The organism is Roseateles sp. DAIF2 (genome assembly GCF_015624425.1).
Taxonomy (GTDB): Bacteria; Pseudomonadota; Gammaproteobacteria; order Burkholderiales; family Burkholderiaceae_C; genus Kinneretia.
Window position 1 is genome coordinate 5598292 of the sequence record NZ_CP049919.1, and the last position, 17030, is coordinate 5615321.

Here is a 17030-nt window from a genome sequence, read left to right on the forward strand (position 1 = left end):
CCCGCGACATGCCATCGCAGGGCCTTCCAATGACGAAGGATTTAATTGAAGGTGAACTGCATCTGCGCAAACAAGCGACGGCCGATCACGTCATAGGTGGACGGATCGGTGCCCGACTGCACGTTCGGCGCGTAGACCGGCGGCTTCTTGTCGAACGCATTGTTCAGGCCCATGCGCACCGACATCCCCTTGCGGAACTCCCAGGTCGCACCCAGATCGACATAGGTCACGTCAGGCACACCGGTAAAGACTTCGCCGGGGAAGTTCAGCGCCATGCGGTTCTTCATCGAACCGATGTAGCGGATGCGCGAGTCCACCGAGACATCGCCCAGCTTGTAGCGGATGTTGAAGATGCCACGAGTCTTGGGGAACGACTGGCCCAAGCCGGAACCGAAGTAGGCCACCGTACCTTCATAGCTCTTGCTTTGCAGATAGCTGGCAGCTTTCCGTTCATGCTTGAGCAGGAAGTTCAGGTTGGCACCCAGATCCAGGCGGCCAGGGCCGACACGATCACTCCATCCAAGCGCCAGATCGATACCGCTGGTCTTGATCCGGCCTTCATTGCTGTTGGCAAAGAGCCCATCGGCGGCGTAACCGTTTTCCAGCACACCGATGTCAGCACCGGAGCGCCCGATGCCCTTGCAGGCCGGATGGTCCTTGCTGTACTGCGCATTGCTGCCATCGTAGTTGTAGCAACTTGCGATCAGTTGGTTCGAGTCGGGAGTAAGGATCGCATCCTTGACGTCGAAGCTGTAGTAGTCGATAGACCCGGAGAAGCCCTTGAACATGCCGTCCGTCGGCACCCAGACCAGGCCCACGGTCACGCTGTTGCCCTTCTCGGGCTTCAGGTTGATGTTGCCCGCCTGATTGATACCGAGCTGCGATCCAGGCAGTTGGGCGTAGGTCGCCAGATTGGAGGCCGAGACGCCGGTCGCCTGACACAGGGCGGCCAGCTTGGCCGCATCCGCGCCGGTCGTACGCGCCACCGAACTGGCAGAGCAGGGGTCGAAGATCTGCGGCGCAGAGCCACTGCCATCGAACAGCTCGCCGAAATTGGGCGCACGCACCGCCTTCTGCAGCGACATGCGGGCGCGCAGGTCGTCGCTGGGCACCCATGTCAGGTTCAGCGAGAAGGCATTGCTGCTCTGGCTGGGGGTGTCCAGGTTATTCAAGGTGTCCGTGGCCTTGGCCGTGGAGTGGCGTGCTGCCAGGCTCAGGTCCAGGGACTTCGCCATCGGAGCGCGGCTCAGCAACGGGATCTGTAGTTCACCGAACACGTCCTTGAAGCTGTTCTTCCCGCCGGCCGGAGACTGGACGTTGAAACCCGAGATTGGGCCGCTGCCCGCACCGGGATCAAAGTTGTACTTGAAGTTGCGGAACTCCAGACCGCCAACCAGGGCCAGCGGGCCGGCAGACAACTGAGCCAGTTCACCGGAGATGAAGGCTTGGCCGATGCTCTGATCGAAGGTGGTCTGCTGGCCTCCGGGCGCTGCCAGATAGGCCTGGCAGGATGCCGACATACTCTGGCGGCCAAAGGGGTTGATCCCGCCATCGCACAGGCTCTTGCCGCCGTCCGCAGCGGCCAGGGCATTCAGCAGCTTGTTGGTGTCGACATTGCCCGTCACGTCGTTCGTGATCTTGGTGCGGCCCTCGGACAGGTAGGCCTCCCAGGTCCACGCATCCGACCACAGCTCGCCCTTGGCCCCGATAAGGCCCTGGCTCACCTCATTGGTGAACTTGTTCTGGCGCAGACCCACCGGGACGGTACGCCAGGTAAAGAGGAAGGCCTCGCTGGCGCCCGAGCCCACCAGGTTCGGGTCATCGCCGGTCCGCGACGCAAGCAGTACCGCCAAGTCCTTGGGGATGAAGGGATTGGTGACCGGAATGACCAGGTTTCTCAGAGCCGATCGACCAGGTGTCACAAGCGCGCTGGAACCCTCGTTCGACTTGGCCACGTTGGGCGCCTTGACCTCGATGGTCGGCACCGGGGTCGGGGCCAGGGCCGTGGCGGACTCATAGCGGGTGTAGCCGAAACGGGCAAAGACCTCGGTCTTGTCCGTCACCTTGAAGTCCATGCGGCCCATCATCGAGCGCCGCTCCAAGGGGAGCGTCAGGATGTTGACGGCATCGAAGTTGTACGAATAGACGTCCGGGAACAGCTTGGTGTTCACCCCCATGTCCACCGGGTAGCGCCAGTTGATGACGTCCAGGTTCTTGTTGTTGAACACCCCAGGATAGAACAAGGTGCCGTCCGTATTGAACGAATGGGCCGATCCCCTCGTAATCAGGCCGGCAGGCGTTCCAGCGTAGCCGTTGTACAGCGCATCCACCGCGGCCTGGCTAGGTTGATTGGTGGAGCCTGCGATATAGCGCCCCTCAGGCCAGAAGGAGGTCGTCGATGTCGCCACGGCGGCAAACGGGCGCTGCCCCTTGATCAGGCCTTCACGCTTGGCAAACTCGAACGAGAGGACGGCATTGCCGCGGTTGTCCGCAAAGTTGCCACCCAGGGTGATGCTGGCGTTCTTCTCCTCGGCATCCTTTTGCTTGGTCGTGTTCGAAATGCCGGCGCGAAGATCCAGACCCTGGAAGCGACGCTTCAGCTTGATATTGACCACGCCACCGATCGCGTCGGCACCATACACCGCGCCGGCACCGCCGGTGATCACTTCGATGCTCTCGACGAGCGCCATCGGAATGGTGTTCAAGTCCACCGTCTGATCCGACGCCGACACCATCGGTCGACGTCCATCGATCAGGATCAGGTTGCGGTTGGAGCCCAGACCACGCAGGTCGATATTGGCCTGACCGCCATTGCCCGGATTGTTGGAGGTGGTGGTGCCCGCAGGGTTGATCTGCGGCAGCGAGTTCAGGAAGGTATCCAGGGTAACGTCCTGGTTTGCCTTCAACTCTGCCTCGGTGATCGTAAGGATGGGGCTGGTTGCCGTCAGATCGACTTTCTTGATCCGACTGCCAGTAATCTCAATGCGCTCAAGCTTCTCCTGTGCGACCACGGGGGTCGCTAGAGCACCTCCCATGACGATCAGCACTGCGATGCTGGTGGCTTTTCGTTTGAACATAGAGCACTCCAAGTGCGGAAGAGACAATGAAGCCGTTTCTTCGTGAGAAACAGGCAAGTTGGTGGGGCATGGGCCAGTAAGCCTTCTGCGATCCAGTTACCAACTGTTCACGAAGCGGAAAAAATCGACCCTCCGGGTTGGCCCCAATTGAGCCAACGGATCACAGGGACGGCAGCACATTCGACCGCCTTTCGCACAAAATCCTGGTGAAAGCCCTAGCCCTCCGACCAACTGTGCGGGTGTCGGACGTTGCAGTCGGACAACGCCCTTTTGCCACACATGTGCATTGCAAATCGCCCAAATAGCTTGAAGCTTCGATTGGCAGAGTAAAAAGCCACCTGAATCGAGGCATGGCCCGACCCAGGTGGCTCGACCGGCTTCAGCCGGATTTAAGTCAGAACTTGTAGGTGCCGTTCAGATAGACGGTACGTCCACGTGGGTCGTAGTAGCGAGGGTCGTAGCCAAACGGCTGACCCCGATTCGCACCACTGGTCGAGATCGACAGCGGGGGGTTCTTGTCGAACAGATTCAGTACCCCACCCGTGAAGACGAAGCTCTTGTTCAGCTCGTAGCCGGTCTGCCAATCCGCCGTCGCGTAGTAACCCACGTCCAGGCGAATTGTCTCCTTGCCCGTCACCTTGCCGCTGGCATCAAGAACCTCCACGGTCTTTTCCTGGTCCTTGAAGCCGGACTTGAAGTTGATGCCCAGGGTGTGGGTCCAGGGGCCGGCCTTCAAGGTATTGGTCCAACGCCCAGTAACGCGGAAGGTGACGACCCCCAGAGCCTTGCTGTAGTCGCCGATGGCCGAGTTGTAAGGGCCATCCTTCAGCTGCTGCTGGTCTTCGCGGATCATGTAGGTCGCGGTGAACTGGGAATTCCAGTCCCCGAAGGCCAGCTTCATGCGCGTCGCGAAATCCAGGTCGATGCCCGAGTGATAGGCCTTGCCCAGATTGCGGTTGTCGGCTTTGAAAGCCAGGTAGGTCTTGCCCGTCCCGACATCGGTCTGCTTGCCCCAGGAACTGGCATAGGCTTGCGGATTGCCAAACACCAGCTGCTCGGGCAGTTGACCGAAGGCATCGGTGATCCCCACCCACCACAGATCGGCGCCCAGCGTCACGCTCTTGGTCGGCTCGAAGCGCACGCCCAGCGTTGCCTGACGCGACTTCTCGGGCTTCAGTTCCGGGTTGCCGCCGGCCAACTGGTCATACTGCTTGCTGCCGGGATGGCATAGCACGCCCAGTGATTTGGCCATGGCCGCCAGTTGCGGTGCATTCGGATCCGAGCAGTCATATTTGTCGCTGGTCACACCATAGGCCTGCAGCGGCGAGTTGATCTGCGAGACGGTGGGAGCGTGGTAGCCCGAACCCAGCGAGCCACGGATCAGCAGATTGGAGGTCGGGGTCCAGCGGAAGCTCTCCTTGAAGGTGGTGGTGCCACCAAAGTCGGAGAAACGGTCATAGCGGATAGCTGTGCCCAACTCGAAACCCTTGACCACCGGAATCACCAGTTCGGCGAAGCCGCCCCGCAATTTGCGTCCGGCCGAATAGGGCCCCTTTGCCGAGGCATCACCGAAACGCTGGTCGCGGTCCTCCGGCTTGGTGGCGATAGTGCCGGCCACCGGGTCGGACAGCAGACCTTGGGCAAACAGGCTGGGCTTGGACGCGAAGTCCTCCTTGCTGAGATTCACGCCGACACCCAGCAGCATCGGGCCGGCCGGCAGCTGCAGCAATTCGCGCGAGCCGCGCAGCTCGGCCGTGGTCAGCTTGGACACGCCACCGTCCCAGTAGCCAACATAGTTGGTGCCCGCAATCGCCTTCATCGCCTCGGCCGACTGCTTGCCCGGGCCGACAAAGGGATCGAGCAGACCGCTGGCGCGCAGGCGCCCGACCGCCATCGCACCCGGATAGCCAGAAGTCACACCGGCCACATCGCTCTTGGAATGGGTAAAGCCGGCGTTGTAGTCCCAGCCCGCAAACGCGCCACGCACACCCAGCGACAGGTCGAAGAACTTGGCCGTGTCGTTGTTCGTGCGCTTGCCCATATCGAACAGGCGATAAGCAGCCGTACTGTCGCCCGTGACCCCCCAGGGCTTCAGGTACTTGTCATGCAAGGCGGAGCCGGCCGCGATGGTGATGTTGCCCGGCACGGGGGCGATGCGCGATGTCTGCTCGGTCTTGGACCACAGCAGGTCGGCGAAGAGCTCATGCTCGCCCAGCCGTTTGGTAAAGGAGGCAAAGGCGCTGTCGCGCTTGCGCTCCGGATAAATTTCCAGATCGCCGACAAAGTCGTAGCCGCAATAGTCGCCTCCCGCATCAGTGATGCGGAAGGTCTTCTCCGGGCAGGAGCCATTTGCCTTCAGATAGGGGCTGAACAGCAGGCCCGCATCATTGGTGGCGTTCGCCGGGATGGGGCTCTGCGAGAACTGCTTGAACTGGTAGCGCTTGCCGGCATGCTCAAACTGAATCAGGCCGGTCTTGCCATAACTGCGTGCCGACGACAGCAACTGGGTGCGCTCGTCATGTGCATAGGCCAGCATCAGGTTGTAGCCGTCGGCCGCCACATTGCCGAAGCCCTTGCTGATGCTGAAGCGCTTTTCCTCGGCGCCCCCATCGGGCTTGGAAATTCCGACGCTCAAATCCCCCTTGGACAGATCGCGCTTGGTGATGAAGTTCACCACGCCGGCAATCGCGTCTGCACCGTACAGCGCGGAAGCTCCATCGGTCAGCACCTCGACACGCTCGATGGCCGAGACGGGAATTGCATTCAGATCGAAGCCCGCAGCAAAGCCGGTCAGGGTTTGACCGCCAAACAAGGACAGTCGATGCCCGTTCAACAGCACCAAGGTGCGGGTCTCACCGATGTTGTGAACCGAGACGCCAGAGAAGCCGAAGGTGGCTCCGCCCACGGAACTGGCCTCGCCGGTTGCCCCTTGCACCGAGGTCACGCGGCGCAGCAGGTCGACCGTCGATGTGGCGCCGGAGCGCTCGATGTCCTCGCGCTTCAACACCATCACCGGCAAGGCCGATTCGGCATCGATACGGCGCACGGACGACCCCGTGACCTCTACGCGTTCAAGCTGTTGCTGCTGCGCAAGAACCGAACTCGCCGATATCCCCCCAAGCACCGCTAACACTGCGGCACTCACCCGAGTCATTTTGAACATGATTTTCCAGTGCATTCGTTTTGATTTCGTCATAGCCAACCAGTCACGTGGTACGTACACCGGCAGACTCCCTTCTCGCTCGAGTGTTTCGAACGAGGGCGCCAATTTCGATGACTTGCTTGGACCCAAGAATGCGGAGAAACCATACGGCGTCAGCCGAAGCACACAGCGCAGGAAAACACGCCGCAGATCGCACGAAAACTGAGGGTGACCTCCGGCATTTGGTCGCTCTTGATGCTTGCATCGACGCGAGACATTCAGCTATCGACTCGTCAAACCGCGATCACTCCATGCGACCAACATCAGAGAGACCCAAGACGCCGCGAACGAGATCCACTGCAATAGGAGATTGATGGGCGTTGCACGCCCACATAGATCGGCGGGAAGAGCGGGCCAAAAAAAAGGCCCCGAAGGGCCTTTTGCAGTCTTGCTGTTCGATCAGAACGAGTAGTTGGCGCTGACCGTGAAGTAGCGGCCGCGAATATCGTCCATCTGCGAGAAGCCCAGGGTGCGAGGGTCGTTGTTGGAGAACGGCGGCTCCTTGTTGAGCAGGTTCCGCACCGACCCCGACAGACGCAACCCCTTGAATCCCGTGTAGACCAGCGAGAAATCGAAGGTGTCGAAGTTGCCAACAACGGCGGTGGCAGCGGTCACGGGCGTGGCCGCCTGCGATTGCGGCTTGTCATACATGTCGGCGCGGCTATTGAACACCAGGCTGCTGTCCCAGTTGCCCGTCTGGAAGCCAAGGCGGGCCTGAGTGCGCCAGCGCGGCAGGTTCAGCAGGGCCAGACGGTTGTACATCGGCGTGCCGGGCATGTCGGCATAGGTGTACTTGCTGTAGTACGTGCCCGAGGCCTCCAGGGTGAAGCGGCCAATCGATGTCAGGATGCGCTGCTCAGCTGAAACATCGAAGCCGCGGATCTTGCGCTGGCCCAGGTTGCCGTTCGAGGTGTTCACCGCCGTAATGGTGCCGCCGGCATTGCGCGTCACCGAGTACAGCGAGTTGCCGCCCAGGGTCGTAGTGGCGCCCGTCACATAAGGCACGCTGTCGATGACGTACTGCGTGAGGACCAGGCCGATCTCATCGGTCTTGTCGATCATGAAATAGTCCAGGCCCAGGCGCGTGTTGGCGGTCGGCTCCAGCTGCACGCCGAAGTTCATGCCCTTGGCCTTCTCGGGCTTGAGTGCCGGATTGCCGCTGGAGAAGCGGTCGTACTGCAGGCGCGGGCAGGTCGTCTGCTTGCGCGCCGTGCAACCCGGGGTATCCTGCACAGAGTCGGCGCTCTGGTTCTGGCCGCCAAACTGGTCACGCAGCGAGGGCATCTTAAAGCCCTCGGAATAGGAGGCGCGCAGCAGCACCTCCTTCACCGGCTGGAAGCGCACCGCGACCTTGGGCGTCGTCGAGCTGATGCCGCCCTCATAACGGTCGTGGCGCAGCGCCAGCTGGGCCTCGATACTCTTGGTGAATGGGAGGCTCATTTCGGCATAGGCGGCCGACAAGGTCCGGTCGGCAACGACCTGCGATTGCTGGATGCCGCCGAAGATGTTGCCAATACGGGCATTCGCACCCGGCACGTCGGAAATTTCCTCTTTGCCAAAGGTCACGCCGGCCGCCAGGCCGATGGCGCCGCCGGACAGTTGCCCCACCTCCGTCGACACCTTGGCGTCGATGAAGGTATTGGTGGTCTCGCCGACACGGGTGTCGCTCGACTTGATCGCATCAACCACCGATTGTGGGTTCTTCAGCGAGAACGGATCGAAGGTACGGTTGGCGATCGCCGCGAACATCTTGTCCAGCAGGAAGTAGCCACCATCGACGTTGGTCGTCTTGTTCTTCGCCTGACCAACCGCCACGTTGTAGTCGTACTTGCCAAAGGTGCCCTCGATGCCGACCAGCACGCGCGAAGCGTCGGAAGTGTTGTCGGTGGTTCGCGGGCCGGCCTGCAGCGGACGTCCGCGCACCGAGATGGCGGTATTGAAGCTGTTGGCGGGATGCCCCACCGGCAGCGTAAAGATGCCGGGAGCTCCAGCAGCACTGGCGAAGCTCTCACTACGCGAGAACATCACTTCGGCGAAGGCCTGAGCGTTGCTGCCCAGATTAGCTCGGCCGGAGATCAGGCCGCCCCAGCGCTCCGCACCGTACAAGGTCGTGCGGTAGGGAGTGAAGTCGAAGACGCAGCTGGAACCGGAGCCGGAGAGCGGCGACGGCGTGACGATCAGGCTGGGATCGGGACAGGGCGTGAACGGCGATTGCAGGCCGGTAGTCGGGTTCACGAAGTTGCCGGTCGGCGCATAGGTCGACAGCTGGTTGCTGCCGCCAAAGCGGCTGTAGTCACCCGTGCGCGTGCGCTCACGGTCCAGATTCATCAGCGGCTCGCGCTTGAAGTAGTTCAGGTTGACCAGCACGTTGTAGCCATCGCTGTCCAACTGGCCATGGCCAACCGTGCCGGTCACCGATGTTTCATCGGAATCACCCTTCGAGGTGACGCCATAGGACGCCGACATTTCAGCGCCGCGATAGTCACGCCGGGTGATGAAGTTGATCACGCCGCCGATCGCATCGGCACCGTAAATCGCCGCGGCGCCATCTTTCAGCACTTCGACGCGCTGAATAGCACCCAGCGGGATGGTATTCAGGTTGACGAAGGCCCCGTCGAAGCCGTAGTTGGCCAGGCGGCGGCCATTCAGCAGCACCACGGTCTGATCGCCAGACAGGCCACGGAAGCCCGCGGTAGCAGAGCCGGTGGCGTTGGGGCTGTTCGACTGCAGCTCATCGTTGAAGCTCGACATGTACGACAGCGAGCGCAGCAGCTCATTCGTCGTAGCCACGCCCTTGCGCTCGATGTCGGCACGGGTAATCACCTCGACGGGCAGCGGCCCTTCGGCGGAAATCCGCTTGATGTTGGAACCGGTCACGGTGACGCGTTCCAGGGTTTCTTGCGCCGTGGCAGATGCCGTCACGGCCAAGCCAAGGCAGACCAGCGCCGCAGCGCTGATTGTGTTGAGTTTGAACATCCAATCGCTCCAAAAAAGGCGCCACACCGGCTCTTTTGGATACCGGCGCCACCAACAAATGGCCGCCGGTCATGTCACCAGGGCCTCGAAAAGAGGCGCAAGTTTTCAGGTTCAAACTCTTTCAATGCCGCGGGTTCCCCCTAATTGATTACACCCAACTGCTAATTGATGAAAAAAACGCTATCACGGCAAGGGTTAATACCAGTCTATCTATGAGTTTTGGCACCCCCTAGTTGCCTTACCACCACAGTAAAGGGCGACATTCGAACAAATTCAAGCTATCCGGCGCCTGTTTTCATCAAAGAGCCAGCAGAGAACCACCGACGCCGGCCTAAATCCCCTGCTAAACGCGGAAAAAAGGCGCCGAGGGCGCCTTGGTATAGCAAGCTGGGTTGCGTGAATGAGCAGGCAAAGGCCTGGCTCGGGTCAATTCCCCCCTTGCTTTACCCTCAACCTCCACCCATGCAGCAGCGGCTCCGTGTACCCGCTCGGCTGCTCCTTGCCCTTGAACACCAGCTCCAGCGCCGCCTGGAAGGCTGCGCCCTGCGGGTTTTGGGCCAGGCTCTTGTAGAGCGGGTCGCCGGCGTTCTGGCCGTCGACCACCGCGGCCATGCGGGCGAAGGTCTCGCGCACCTGAGCCTCGGTCACGACGCCATGTTGCAGCCAGTTGGCGATGTGCTGGCTGGAGATGCGCAGGGTGGCGCGATCCTCCATCAGGCCGATGCCGTTGATGTCCGGCACCTTGGAGCAGCCGACGCCCTGGTCGATCCAGCGCACGACATAGCCGAGGATGCCCTGCACGTTGTTGTCCAGCTCCTGCTGGCGCTCCTGCGCGCTCCAGGCCGGGGCGGCCACCACCGGGACGGTCAGCAGCTTCTCCAGGATGGCGGCGCGCTCGGCGTCCGCGTCGATCTTTTCCAGCTCCTGCTGCACCGCGGCCACATGGACCTGGTGGTAGTGCAGCGCATGCAAGGTCGCCGCGGTCGGCGACGGCACCCAGGCGGTGTTGGCCCCGGCCTTGGGGTGGCCTATCTTCTGCTCCAGCATCGCGGCCATCAGGTCCGGCATCGCCCACATGCCCTTGCCGATCTGGGCGCGGCCGCGCAGGCCGCAGGACAGGCCGACCAGTACATTGCTGCGCTCATAGGCCTGGATCCAGGCGCTGGACTTCATGTCGCCCTTGCGCAGCATGGCCCCGGCCAGCATCGCGGCGTGCATCTCGTCACCGGTGCGGTCCAGGAAGCCGGTGTTGATGAAGGCCACACGGCTGGCCGCGGCGGCGATGCATGCCTTCAGGTTGACGCTGGTACGGCGCTCCTCGTCCATGATGCCCAGCTTGACCGTGCTGTCCGGCAGGCCCAGCAGCTGCTCCACGCGGCCGAACAGCTCGGCCGCGAAGCCCACCTCGGCCGGGCCATGCATCTTCGGCTTGACGATGTAGATCGAGCCGGTGCGCGAATTGCCGCGCCTCTTGAGGTCATGCAGCGCGATCGTCGTCGTGATAACGGCATCCATAATGCCTTCGGGAATCTCGCGGCCGCCCTCCAGCAGGATGGCCGGATTCGTCATCAGGTGGCCGACATTGCGCACGAACATCAGCGAGCGGCCGTGCAGGCTCAGCGTGCCGCCACCGGCGGGCCGCGTGTAGACGCGGTCGGCATTCAGGCGCCGCGTGAAGGTCTTGCCGCCCTTGGCGACCTCCTCGGTCAGGGTGCCCTGCTGGATGCCGAGCCAGTTGCTGTAGGCCAGCAGCTTGTCCTCGGCGTCGACCGCGGCGATGGAGTCCTCCAGATCCAGGATGGTGGAGAGCGCCGCCTCCAGCACCACATCGGCGATGCCGGCCGGGTCGCTCTTGCCGATGGCCGTGCCGCGGTCGATCTGGATGTCCAGATGCAGGCCGTTGTGCACCAGCAGCACCGAGCTCGGCGCCGCCGCCCCGCCCTGGTAGCCGACCAACTGGGCCGGATCGGCCAGCCCGGTGCTGGCGCCGCCGGCCAGGCCCACGACCAGACGCCCGCCCTCGACCCGATAGGCGCTCGCATCCTTGTGCGAGGCGCCGCCGGCCAGGGGTGCTGCCTGGTCCAGCACCCGGCGCGCAAAGGCGATCACCTGAGCGCCGCGCACCGGGTTGTAGCCGGCACCGCCGCGCTCGGCGCCATCGGTCTCGGGAATCGCGTCGGTGCCGTAGAGCGCGTCATACAGCGAGCCCCAGCGCGCGTTCGCCGCGTTCAGCGCGTAGCGCGCGTTCAGGATCGGCACCACCAGCTGCGGGCCGGCCTGCAGCGCCAGCTCGGCGTCCACATTCGCGGTCGTGGCCCGCACGGCGCCGGGCACCGGCACCAGATAGCCGATCTGTTCCAGGAAGGCGCGGTAGGCCGGCATGTCCGTGATCGGCCCGGGGTGGGCGCGGTGCCAGGCATCCAGCTCGGTCTGCAGCCGGTCGCGCTCGGCCAGCAGCGCGGCGTTCTTCGGCGCCAGCTCATGGGCGATCGCGTCGAAGCCGGCCCAGAAGGCCGCGCTGGCGATGCCGGTGCCGGGCAGGACCCGCTCCTCGATGAAGCGGTACAGGGGCGTGTCGACCTGCAGGCGATGGCAGGCGGTGCGTGCGGACATGGCGGACTCCTGGTGGATGAATAGATAGTGAAATGGGAAGACAGCAGCTCTGCTCGCAATTTATGCCAGCGACGCCTATCGATTCATCGAGTCAAAAGCATGTAATCCATGAGATTTTCGTAAAAATCACCCGATGAGAGCGCACAATCCGGCGCCATGGATCGCCTGAAACAGATCGAATCCTTTGCGCTGGTGGCTACCAAGGGCAGCCTGACCGCCGCGGCCCAGACCGAGGGCGTGGCCCCGGCGGTGATGGGCCGGCGCATCGACGCGCTGGAGGAGCGCCTGGGTGTCAAGCTGCTGGTGCGCACGACGCGGCGCATCACCCTGACCCATGAGGGCAGCGCCTTCCTGGAGGATTGCCAGCGCCTGCTGGTCGAGTTCGCCGATGCCGAGGCCAGCGTCAGCGCCGGCGGGCTGAAAGCCAGCGGCCATCTGCGCATCACCGCGCCGGCCGGCTTCGGGCGCCGCCATGTGGCGCCGCTGCTGCCCGAATTCCTGGCCAGGCATCAGGACCTGAGCGTCTCGCTGAACCTTAGCGACCGGGTGGTGGACATCGTCAACGAGGGCTTCGACTGCGCGGTGCGGGTCGGCGACCTGGTCGACTCCAGCCTGGTCAGCATGCGCCTGGCCGACAACCGGCGCCTGTGCGTCGGCGCGCCCGCCTACCTGAAGCGGGCCGGCACGCCCAAGCACCCGTCCGAGCTGGCGCGGCACCAGACCCTGGGCCTGTCCTCCGAGGCCAGCCAGACGCGCGGCTGGGCCTTCCTGGTCGATGGCGAGGTGCTGCACTGGCGCCCCGGTGGGCGGCTGGATTGCAGCGACGGCCAGGTGCTGCACGACTGGTGCCTGGCCGGCCTGGGCCTGGCCTGGCGCAGCCTGTGGGAGGTCGAGGGCGATATCGCGGCCGGCCGGCTGCAATCGGTGCTGGACGAGTTCGCCGCCCCCCCCAACGGCATCTACGCGGTCGTGACGCAGCGCAAGCATCTGCCGCTGCGCGTGCGGCTGTGGATCGATTTCCTGAAGCAGCACTACAGCAACCCCAGCTACTGGGCCCAGCCTTCCCGCCACCCATCCGCCTCCTCATCATCATGACGCTCGAAGCCCTGCTCGCCGGTCTCCACATCCTCGCCATCCTCAGCCTGGTGGTGTTCCTCAGCAGCCAGGCGGCGCTGTGCCGCGTCGAATGGCTGAACGCCGCCGTGGTGCGGCGCCTGGCGCGGCTGGACGCGATCTACGGCGCCACCGCGGTGGCCGTGCTGCTGAGCGGCCTGGCGCGCGCCTACTGGGGCATCAAGGGCGGCAGCTGGTACTGGAGCCAGCCGCTGCTGCATGCCAAGCTGGGCCTGTTCGTCGTGATCGGCCTGCTGTCGATCCAGCCCACCCTGCGCTTTCGTCGCTGGGTCAAGGCGCTGGACGCCAGCGGCGCCCTGCCGACCGAGGCCGAGGTGAAGAGCACGCGCGCCCGCATCATGCTGCAGGCCCATCTGCTGCTGCTGATCCCGATCGCCGCGGTGATGCTGGCGCGCGGCGTGCTGACGCGCTGAAATGACGACAGCCCCTCGTGAGGGGCTGTCGCTTTATCGGGCCTGATGGAATCAGGCTTTCTTGCTCAGGCATTCCTTCATGAAGGCCTTGCGCTCGTCGCCGGTCTTACCCTTGGCATCGGCGTTGCAGGTCTTCATCTTCTCCTGCTGCGGCGTGCCGGTCGCGGCGGTGGCGGCAGCGGGCTTGGCCGAGAGGCATTCCTTCATGAAGGCCTTGCGCTCGTCGCCCTTCTTCTCGCCCGCATCCTTGTTGCAGGTCGTCATCTTGCCTTGCTGCTTGGTCGGGGCCTTGTCCTCGGCCTGAGCGCCGAAGGCGGCGAATGCGAGGGCCAGCAGGCCGATGAGATGTTGTCGCTTCATGCTGAGGTCTCCTTCCCTGTCATCGAGGGCATGTGAGTGGCGGGGTGCCGCGTTGATTCCAACACAGCAACGCAGCCCGCTCAAGCTCGGTTTACAGCGGCGGCGCTACAGAATGCGGCGCGGATGCGCCAACGCCTCATGCGCCGCATGCAGGCGCCGCACCAGCACCTGGATGAAGGCGCGATCGAAGCGGTGCTGGCACTCGGGGCTCAGCGCCCCGAGCGACTCGGGCGTGAAGGAGATCGTCGTGCAGACCTCGCTGACCTTGATGTCGGTGCTGTGACGGCGCAGGTCCGGGTTCGGCGCCAGATAGGCCATCTCGCCGACCGAGGTGCCCTTGCCCAGGGTCGCCACCAGGGTACCGTCGCGGAACACCTCGACCTCGCCCTGCGCGATGATGTGGAAGCTGTTGCCCTCCTGGCCCTTCTTGTAGAGCGCATGCTCCAGCGGGTAGCGGCGCCAGCGCGCGCGGTGCACCACCTCCCACAGCTCCACGTCGCCGAAGTCCGCGAAGAACTCCAGCTCGCGTAAAAGATTGAAACGCTCCGAGTCCTTGACCTCGTAGAGCCGCGCCAGCGGCACCAGCTGGCGCGACACCAGCTCGGAGAGCGCGCGGCCGAATTCCTCCCAGTCCGCATAGCGCTCGCCCGGATGCTTGGCCAGCGCCCGCAGGATCACCGCGTCCAGCTCCGGCGTCACGCCGCCGCGCTGCCCCACCAGCGAGGCCGGCGCCTGGTGGTAGATCTGGTGCATCAGCGCCATCTGGGTCGGCGCGTCGAACGGCGGCCGCCCGGCCACCAGGTTGTAGAGCACCGCGCCGAGCGAGTAGATGTCGGCGCGCGCATCGACGTCGCCGCCCTCGATCTGCTCCGGCGGCATATAGGCCAGCGAGCCGACCCGGTGCACCTGGGTCGCATCGGAGCGCAGGTTCAGCGCGCTGCCGAAATCGCTGACCTTCACATCGGTCACCTGCCCCTGCCCGTCCAGCACCGCCAGCAGATTGGCCGGCTTGACGTCGCGGTGGATCAAGCCCTGGCGGAACACATAGGACAGGGCCATTGCGCACTTGAAGCCCAGCTCGACGATCTGGTCCAGCGGCAGCAGCCGGTCGCTGCGGCAGAAGCTCTTCAGGGTCACGCCCGGCACATATTCCATCACCAGATAGGGCGCGTCCGGGTCGGGCACCGCATCCAGGATCTGCACCACATTCGGATGAGACAGCCGCCCCGCCAGCGCCGCCTCGGCCGCGAAGAAGCGATTGCCGATCTGGCCCTCGGGCCCGCTGCGGCTGCTCAGCGCCCAGGCGCGCACGCGCTTGATCGCGACCTCGATGCCCTGGAAATCATCCTGGCCCAGGAACACATCGCTGGTCGCACCCTCGCCCAGCCGGCGCAGCACCCGGTACTTGCCGACATAGGCGGGCAGATCGGCCACCCCGGGAGGGATCGTGGTCGGCGTGCTGGAGTCCATGGACATCGGGCCATCATATAAGGCCCCCGTAGAATTGCAGCCATGATTCAAGCCAAGCAGGATTTGCTCGCCGCCCTGGGCGAGGCCATCCAAGAACTGAGCCCCGGCGCCGAGCTGGCGCCCGCCTTCGAGTCGCCCAAGCAGGCCAGCCATGGCGATTACGCCATCACCGCCGCGATGCAGCTGGCGCGCCCGCTGAAGAAGAACCCGCGCGAGCTGGCGCAAGCCCTGATCGAGGCGCTGCAGCGCCGTCCCGCCTTCCAGACCTGGGTCGAGGCCCTGGAGATCGCCGGCCCCGGCTTCATCAATCTACGCCTGAAGCCCGCCGCCAAGCAGGCCGTCGTGGCCGAGGTGCTGCGCGCCGAGGCCGCCTTCGGCAACCAGCCGGCCAACGATCGCCATGTGATGGTCGAGTTCGTCTCGGCCAACCCGACCGGCCCGCTGCATGTCGGCCATGCCCGCCAGGCCGCGCTGGGCGACGCGATCTGCAGCCTGTTCCGCAGCCAGGGCTCGCAGGTCACGCGCGAGTTCTATTACAACGACGCCGGCGTGCAGATCGCCACCCTGGCGCACAGCACCCAGCTGCGCATCAAGGGCTTCAAGCCCGGTGACGCCTGCTGGCCCACCGATCCGGAAAATCCCGAGAGCAAGAAGTTCTACAACGGCGACTACATCCAGGACATCGCCGACGCCTTCCTGCGCCGCGAAACCGTCAAGGCCGATGACCGCGAGTTCAGCGCCAGCGGCGACGCCGAGGACCTGGACGGCATCCGCCAGTTCGCCGTCGCCTACCTGCGCCACGAGCAGGATCTGGACCTGCAGGCCTTCGGCCTGAAGTTCGACAACTACTTCCTCGAGAGCAGCGTCTACGCCGGCGGCCAGCTGGAAAAGGCGGTCGAACGCATCGTCGCCAGCGGCAAGACCTACGAGGACGGCGGCGCGCTCTGGTTCCGTTCGACCGACTACGGCGACGACAAGGACCGCGTGATGCGCAAGTCCGACGGCGGCTACACCTACTTCGTGCCGGACGTGGCCTATCACGTCAACAAGTTCGAGCGCGGCTACACCAAGTGCATCAACATCCAGGGCACCGACCACCACGGCACGATCGCGCGCGTGCGCGGCGGCCTGCAGGCCCAGAACGTCGGCATCCCGCAAGGCTTCCCCGACTACGTGCTGCACAAGATGGTCACGGTGATGAAGGGCGGCGAGGAGGTCAAGATCTCCAAGCGCGCCGGCTCTTACGTCACCCTGCGCGACCTGATCGACTGGACCAGCCGCGATGCGGTGCGTTTCTTCCTGATCAGCCGCAAGGCCGACACCGAGTTCACCTTCGACATCGACCTGGCCCTGAAGCAGAACGACGAGAACCCGGTGTTCTATGTGCAGTACGCGCATGCGCGCATCTGCTCGATCATCCGCAACTGGGGCGCCGACGAGGCCACCCTGGCCGACGCCGACCTGGGCCTGCTGAACGCGCCCACCGAGGCCGCGCTGATGCTCAAGCTGGCCGACTACCCGCGCGTGCTGACCGGCGCGGCCGAGGGCCTGGCGCCGCATGACGTGGCCTTCTACCTGCGCGACCTGGCCGGCGCCTTCCACAGCTACTATGCGGCGGAACGCGTGCTGGACCAGACGCCCGAGCTGACCCGCGCCCGCATCGCGCTGCTGGCGGCCACCCGCCAGGTGCTGCGCAATGCGTTGGCCCTGCTGGGCGTCAGCGCGCCGGAAGCGATGTCGCGCGACATCGCCGTTGAAGACAAGACTCATTGATTGCTTGAGGAG

Annotated in this window: 9 protein-coding genes; 3 read left to right on the forward strand and 6 right to left on the reverse strand. The window is 64.1% G+C overall.

What is annotated here, in order from left to right; translation table 11 throughout:
* Positions 1 to 41 precede the first annotated feature (41 nt).
* The 4 genes from G8A07_RS25805 to G8A07_RS25820 form a co-directional block, all read right to left on the reverse strand.
* Positions 42 to 3077, reverse strand: coding sequence for a TonB-dependent receptor domain-containing protein (locus G8A07_RS25805; protein WP_195794765.1), 3036 nt, complete (start codon positions 3075 to 3077; stop codon positions 42 to 44).
* A gap of 394 nt (positions 3078 to 3471) precedes the next feature.
* A complete protein-coding gene (locus tag G8A07_RS25810; RefSeq protein WP_249937145.1) occupies positions 3472 to 6273 on the reverse strand; it encodes a TonB-dependent siderophore receptor in 2802 nt (933 codons plus the stop codon).
* Between the two features lie 405 nt (positions 6274 to 6678).
* Positions 6679 to 9255 (reverse strand): TonB-dependent receptor, encoded by a 2577-nt coding sequence (locus tag G8A07_RS25815; protein WP_195794766.1) that lies wholly within the window; start codon positions 9253 to 9255, stop codon positions 6679 to 6681.
* A gap of 426 nt (positions 9256 to 9681) precedes the next feature.
* Entirely contained in the window at positions 9682 to 11868 is a 2187-nt protein-coding gene (locus tag G8A07_RS25820; protein WP_195794767.1) for a malate synthase G, read from the reverse strand.
* 156 nt (positions 11869 to 12024) lie between these two features.
* Here G8A07_RS25820 and G8A07_RS25825 point away from each other — a divergent pair, with 156 nt between their 5' ends.
* Both G8A07_RS25825 and G8A07_RS25830 read left to right on the forward strand, forming a co-directional pair.
* Positions 12025 to 12963 carry a LysR family transcriptional regulator gene (locus G8A07_RS25825; protein WP_195794768.1) on the forward strand — a complete coding sequence of 313 codons (939 nt, stop codon included), beginning with the start codon at positions 12025 to 12027 and terminating at the stop codon, positions 12961 to 12963.
* Positions 12960 to 13415, forward strand: coding sequence for a DUF2214 family protein (locus G8A07_RS25830; protein ID WP_195794769.1), 456 nt, complete (start codon positions 12960 to 12962; stop codon positions 13413 to 13415). The genes G8A07_RS25825 and G8A07_RS25830 overlap by 4 nt, the downstream gene beginning before the upstream one ends.
* A 51-nt stretch (positions 13416 to 13466) precedes the next feature.
* Here G8A07_RS25830 and G8A07_RS25835 read toward each other — a convergent pair whose 3' ends face one another.
* Entirely contained in the window at positions 13467 to 13775 is a 309-nt protein-coding gene (locus tag G8A07_RS25835; RefSeq protein ID WP_195794770.1) for a PsiF family protein, read from the reverse strand.
* A gap of 105 nt (positions 13776 to 13880) precedes the next feature.
* Positions 13881 to 15251 (reverse strand): serine/threonine-protein kinase, encoded by a 1371-nt coding sequence (locus G8A07_RS25840; protein WP_371816396.1) that lies wholly within the window; start codon positions 15249 to 15251, stop codon positions 13881 to 13883.
* A 36-nt stretch (positions 15252 to 15287) separates the two neighbouring features.
* On the opposite strand from G8A07_RS25840, the gene argS reads away from it, so the two are divergent.
* Positions 15288 to 17018 carry an arginine--tRNA ligase gene (gene argS, locus G8A07_RS25845; protein ID WP_195794771.1) on the forward strand — a complete coding sequence of 577 codons (1731 nt, stop codon included), beginning with the start codon at positions 15288 to 15290 and terminating at the stop codon, positions 17016 to 17018.
* Positions 17019 to 17030 lie beyond the last annotated feature (12 nt).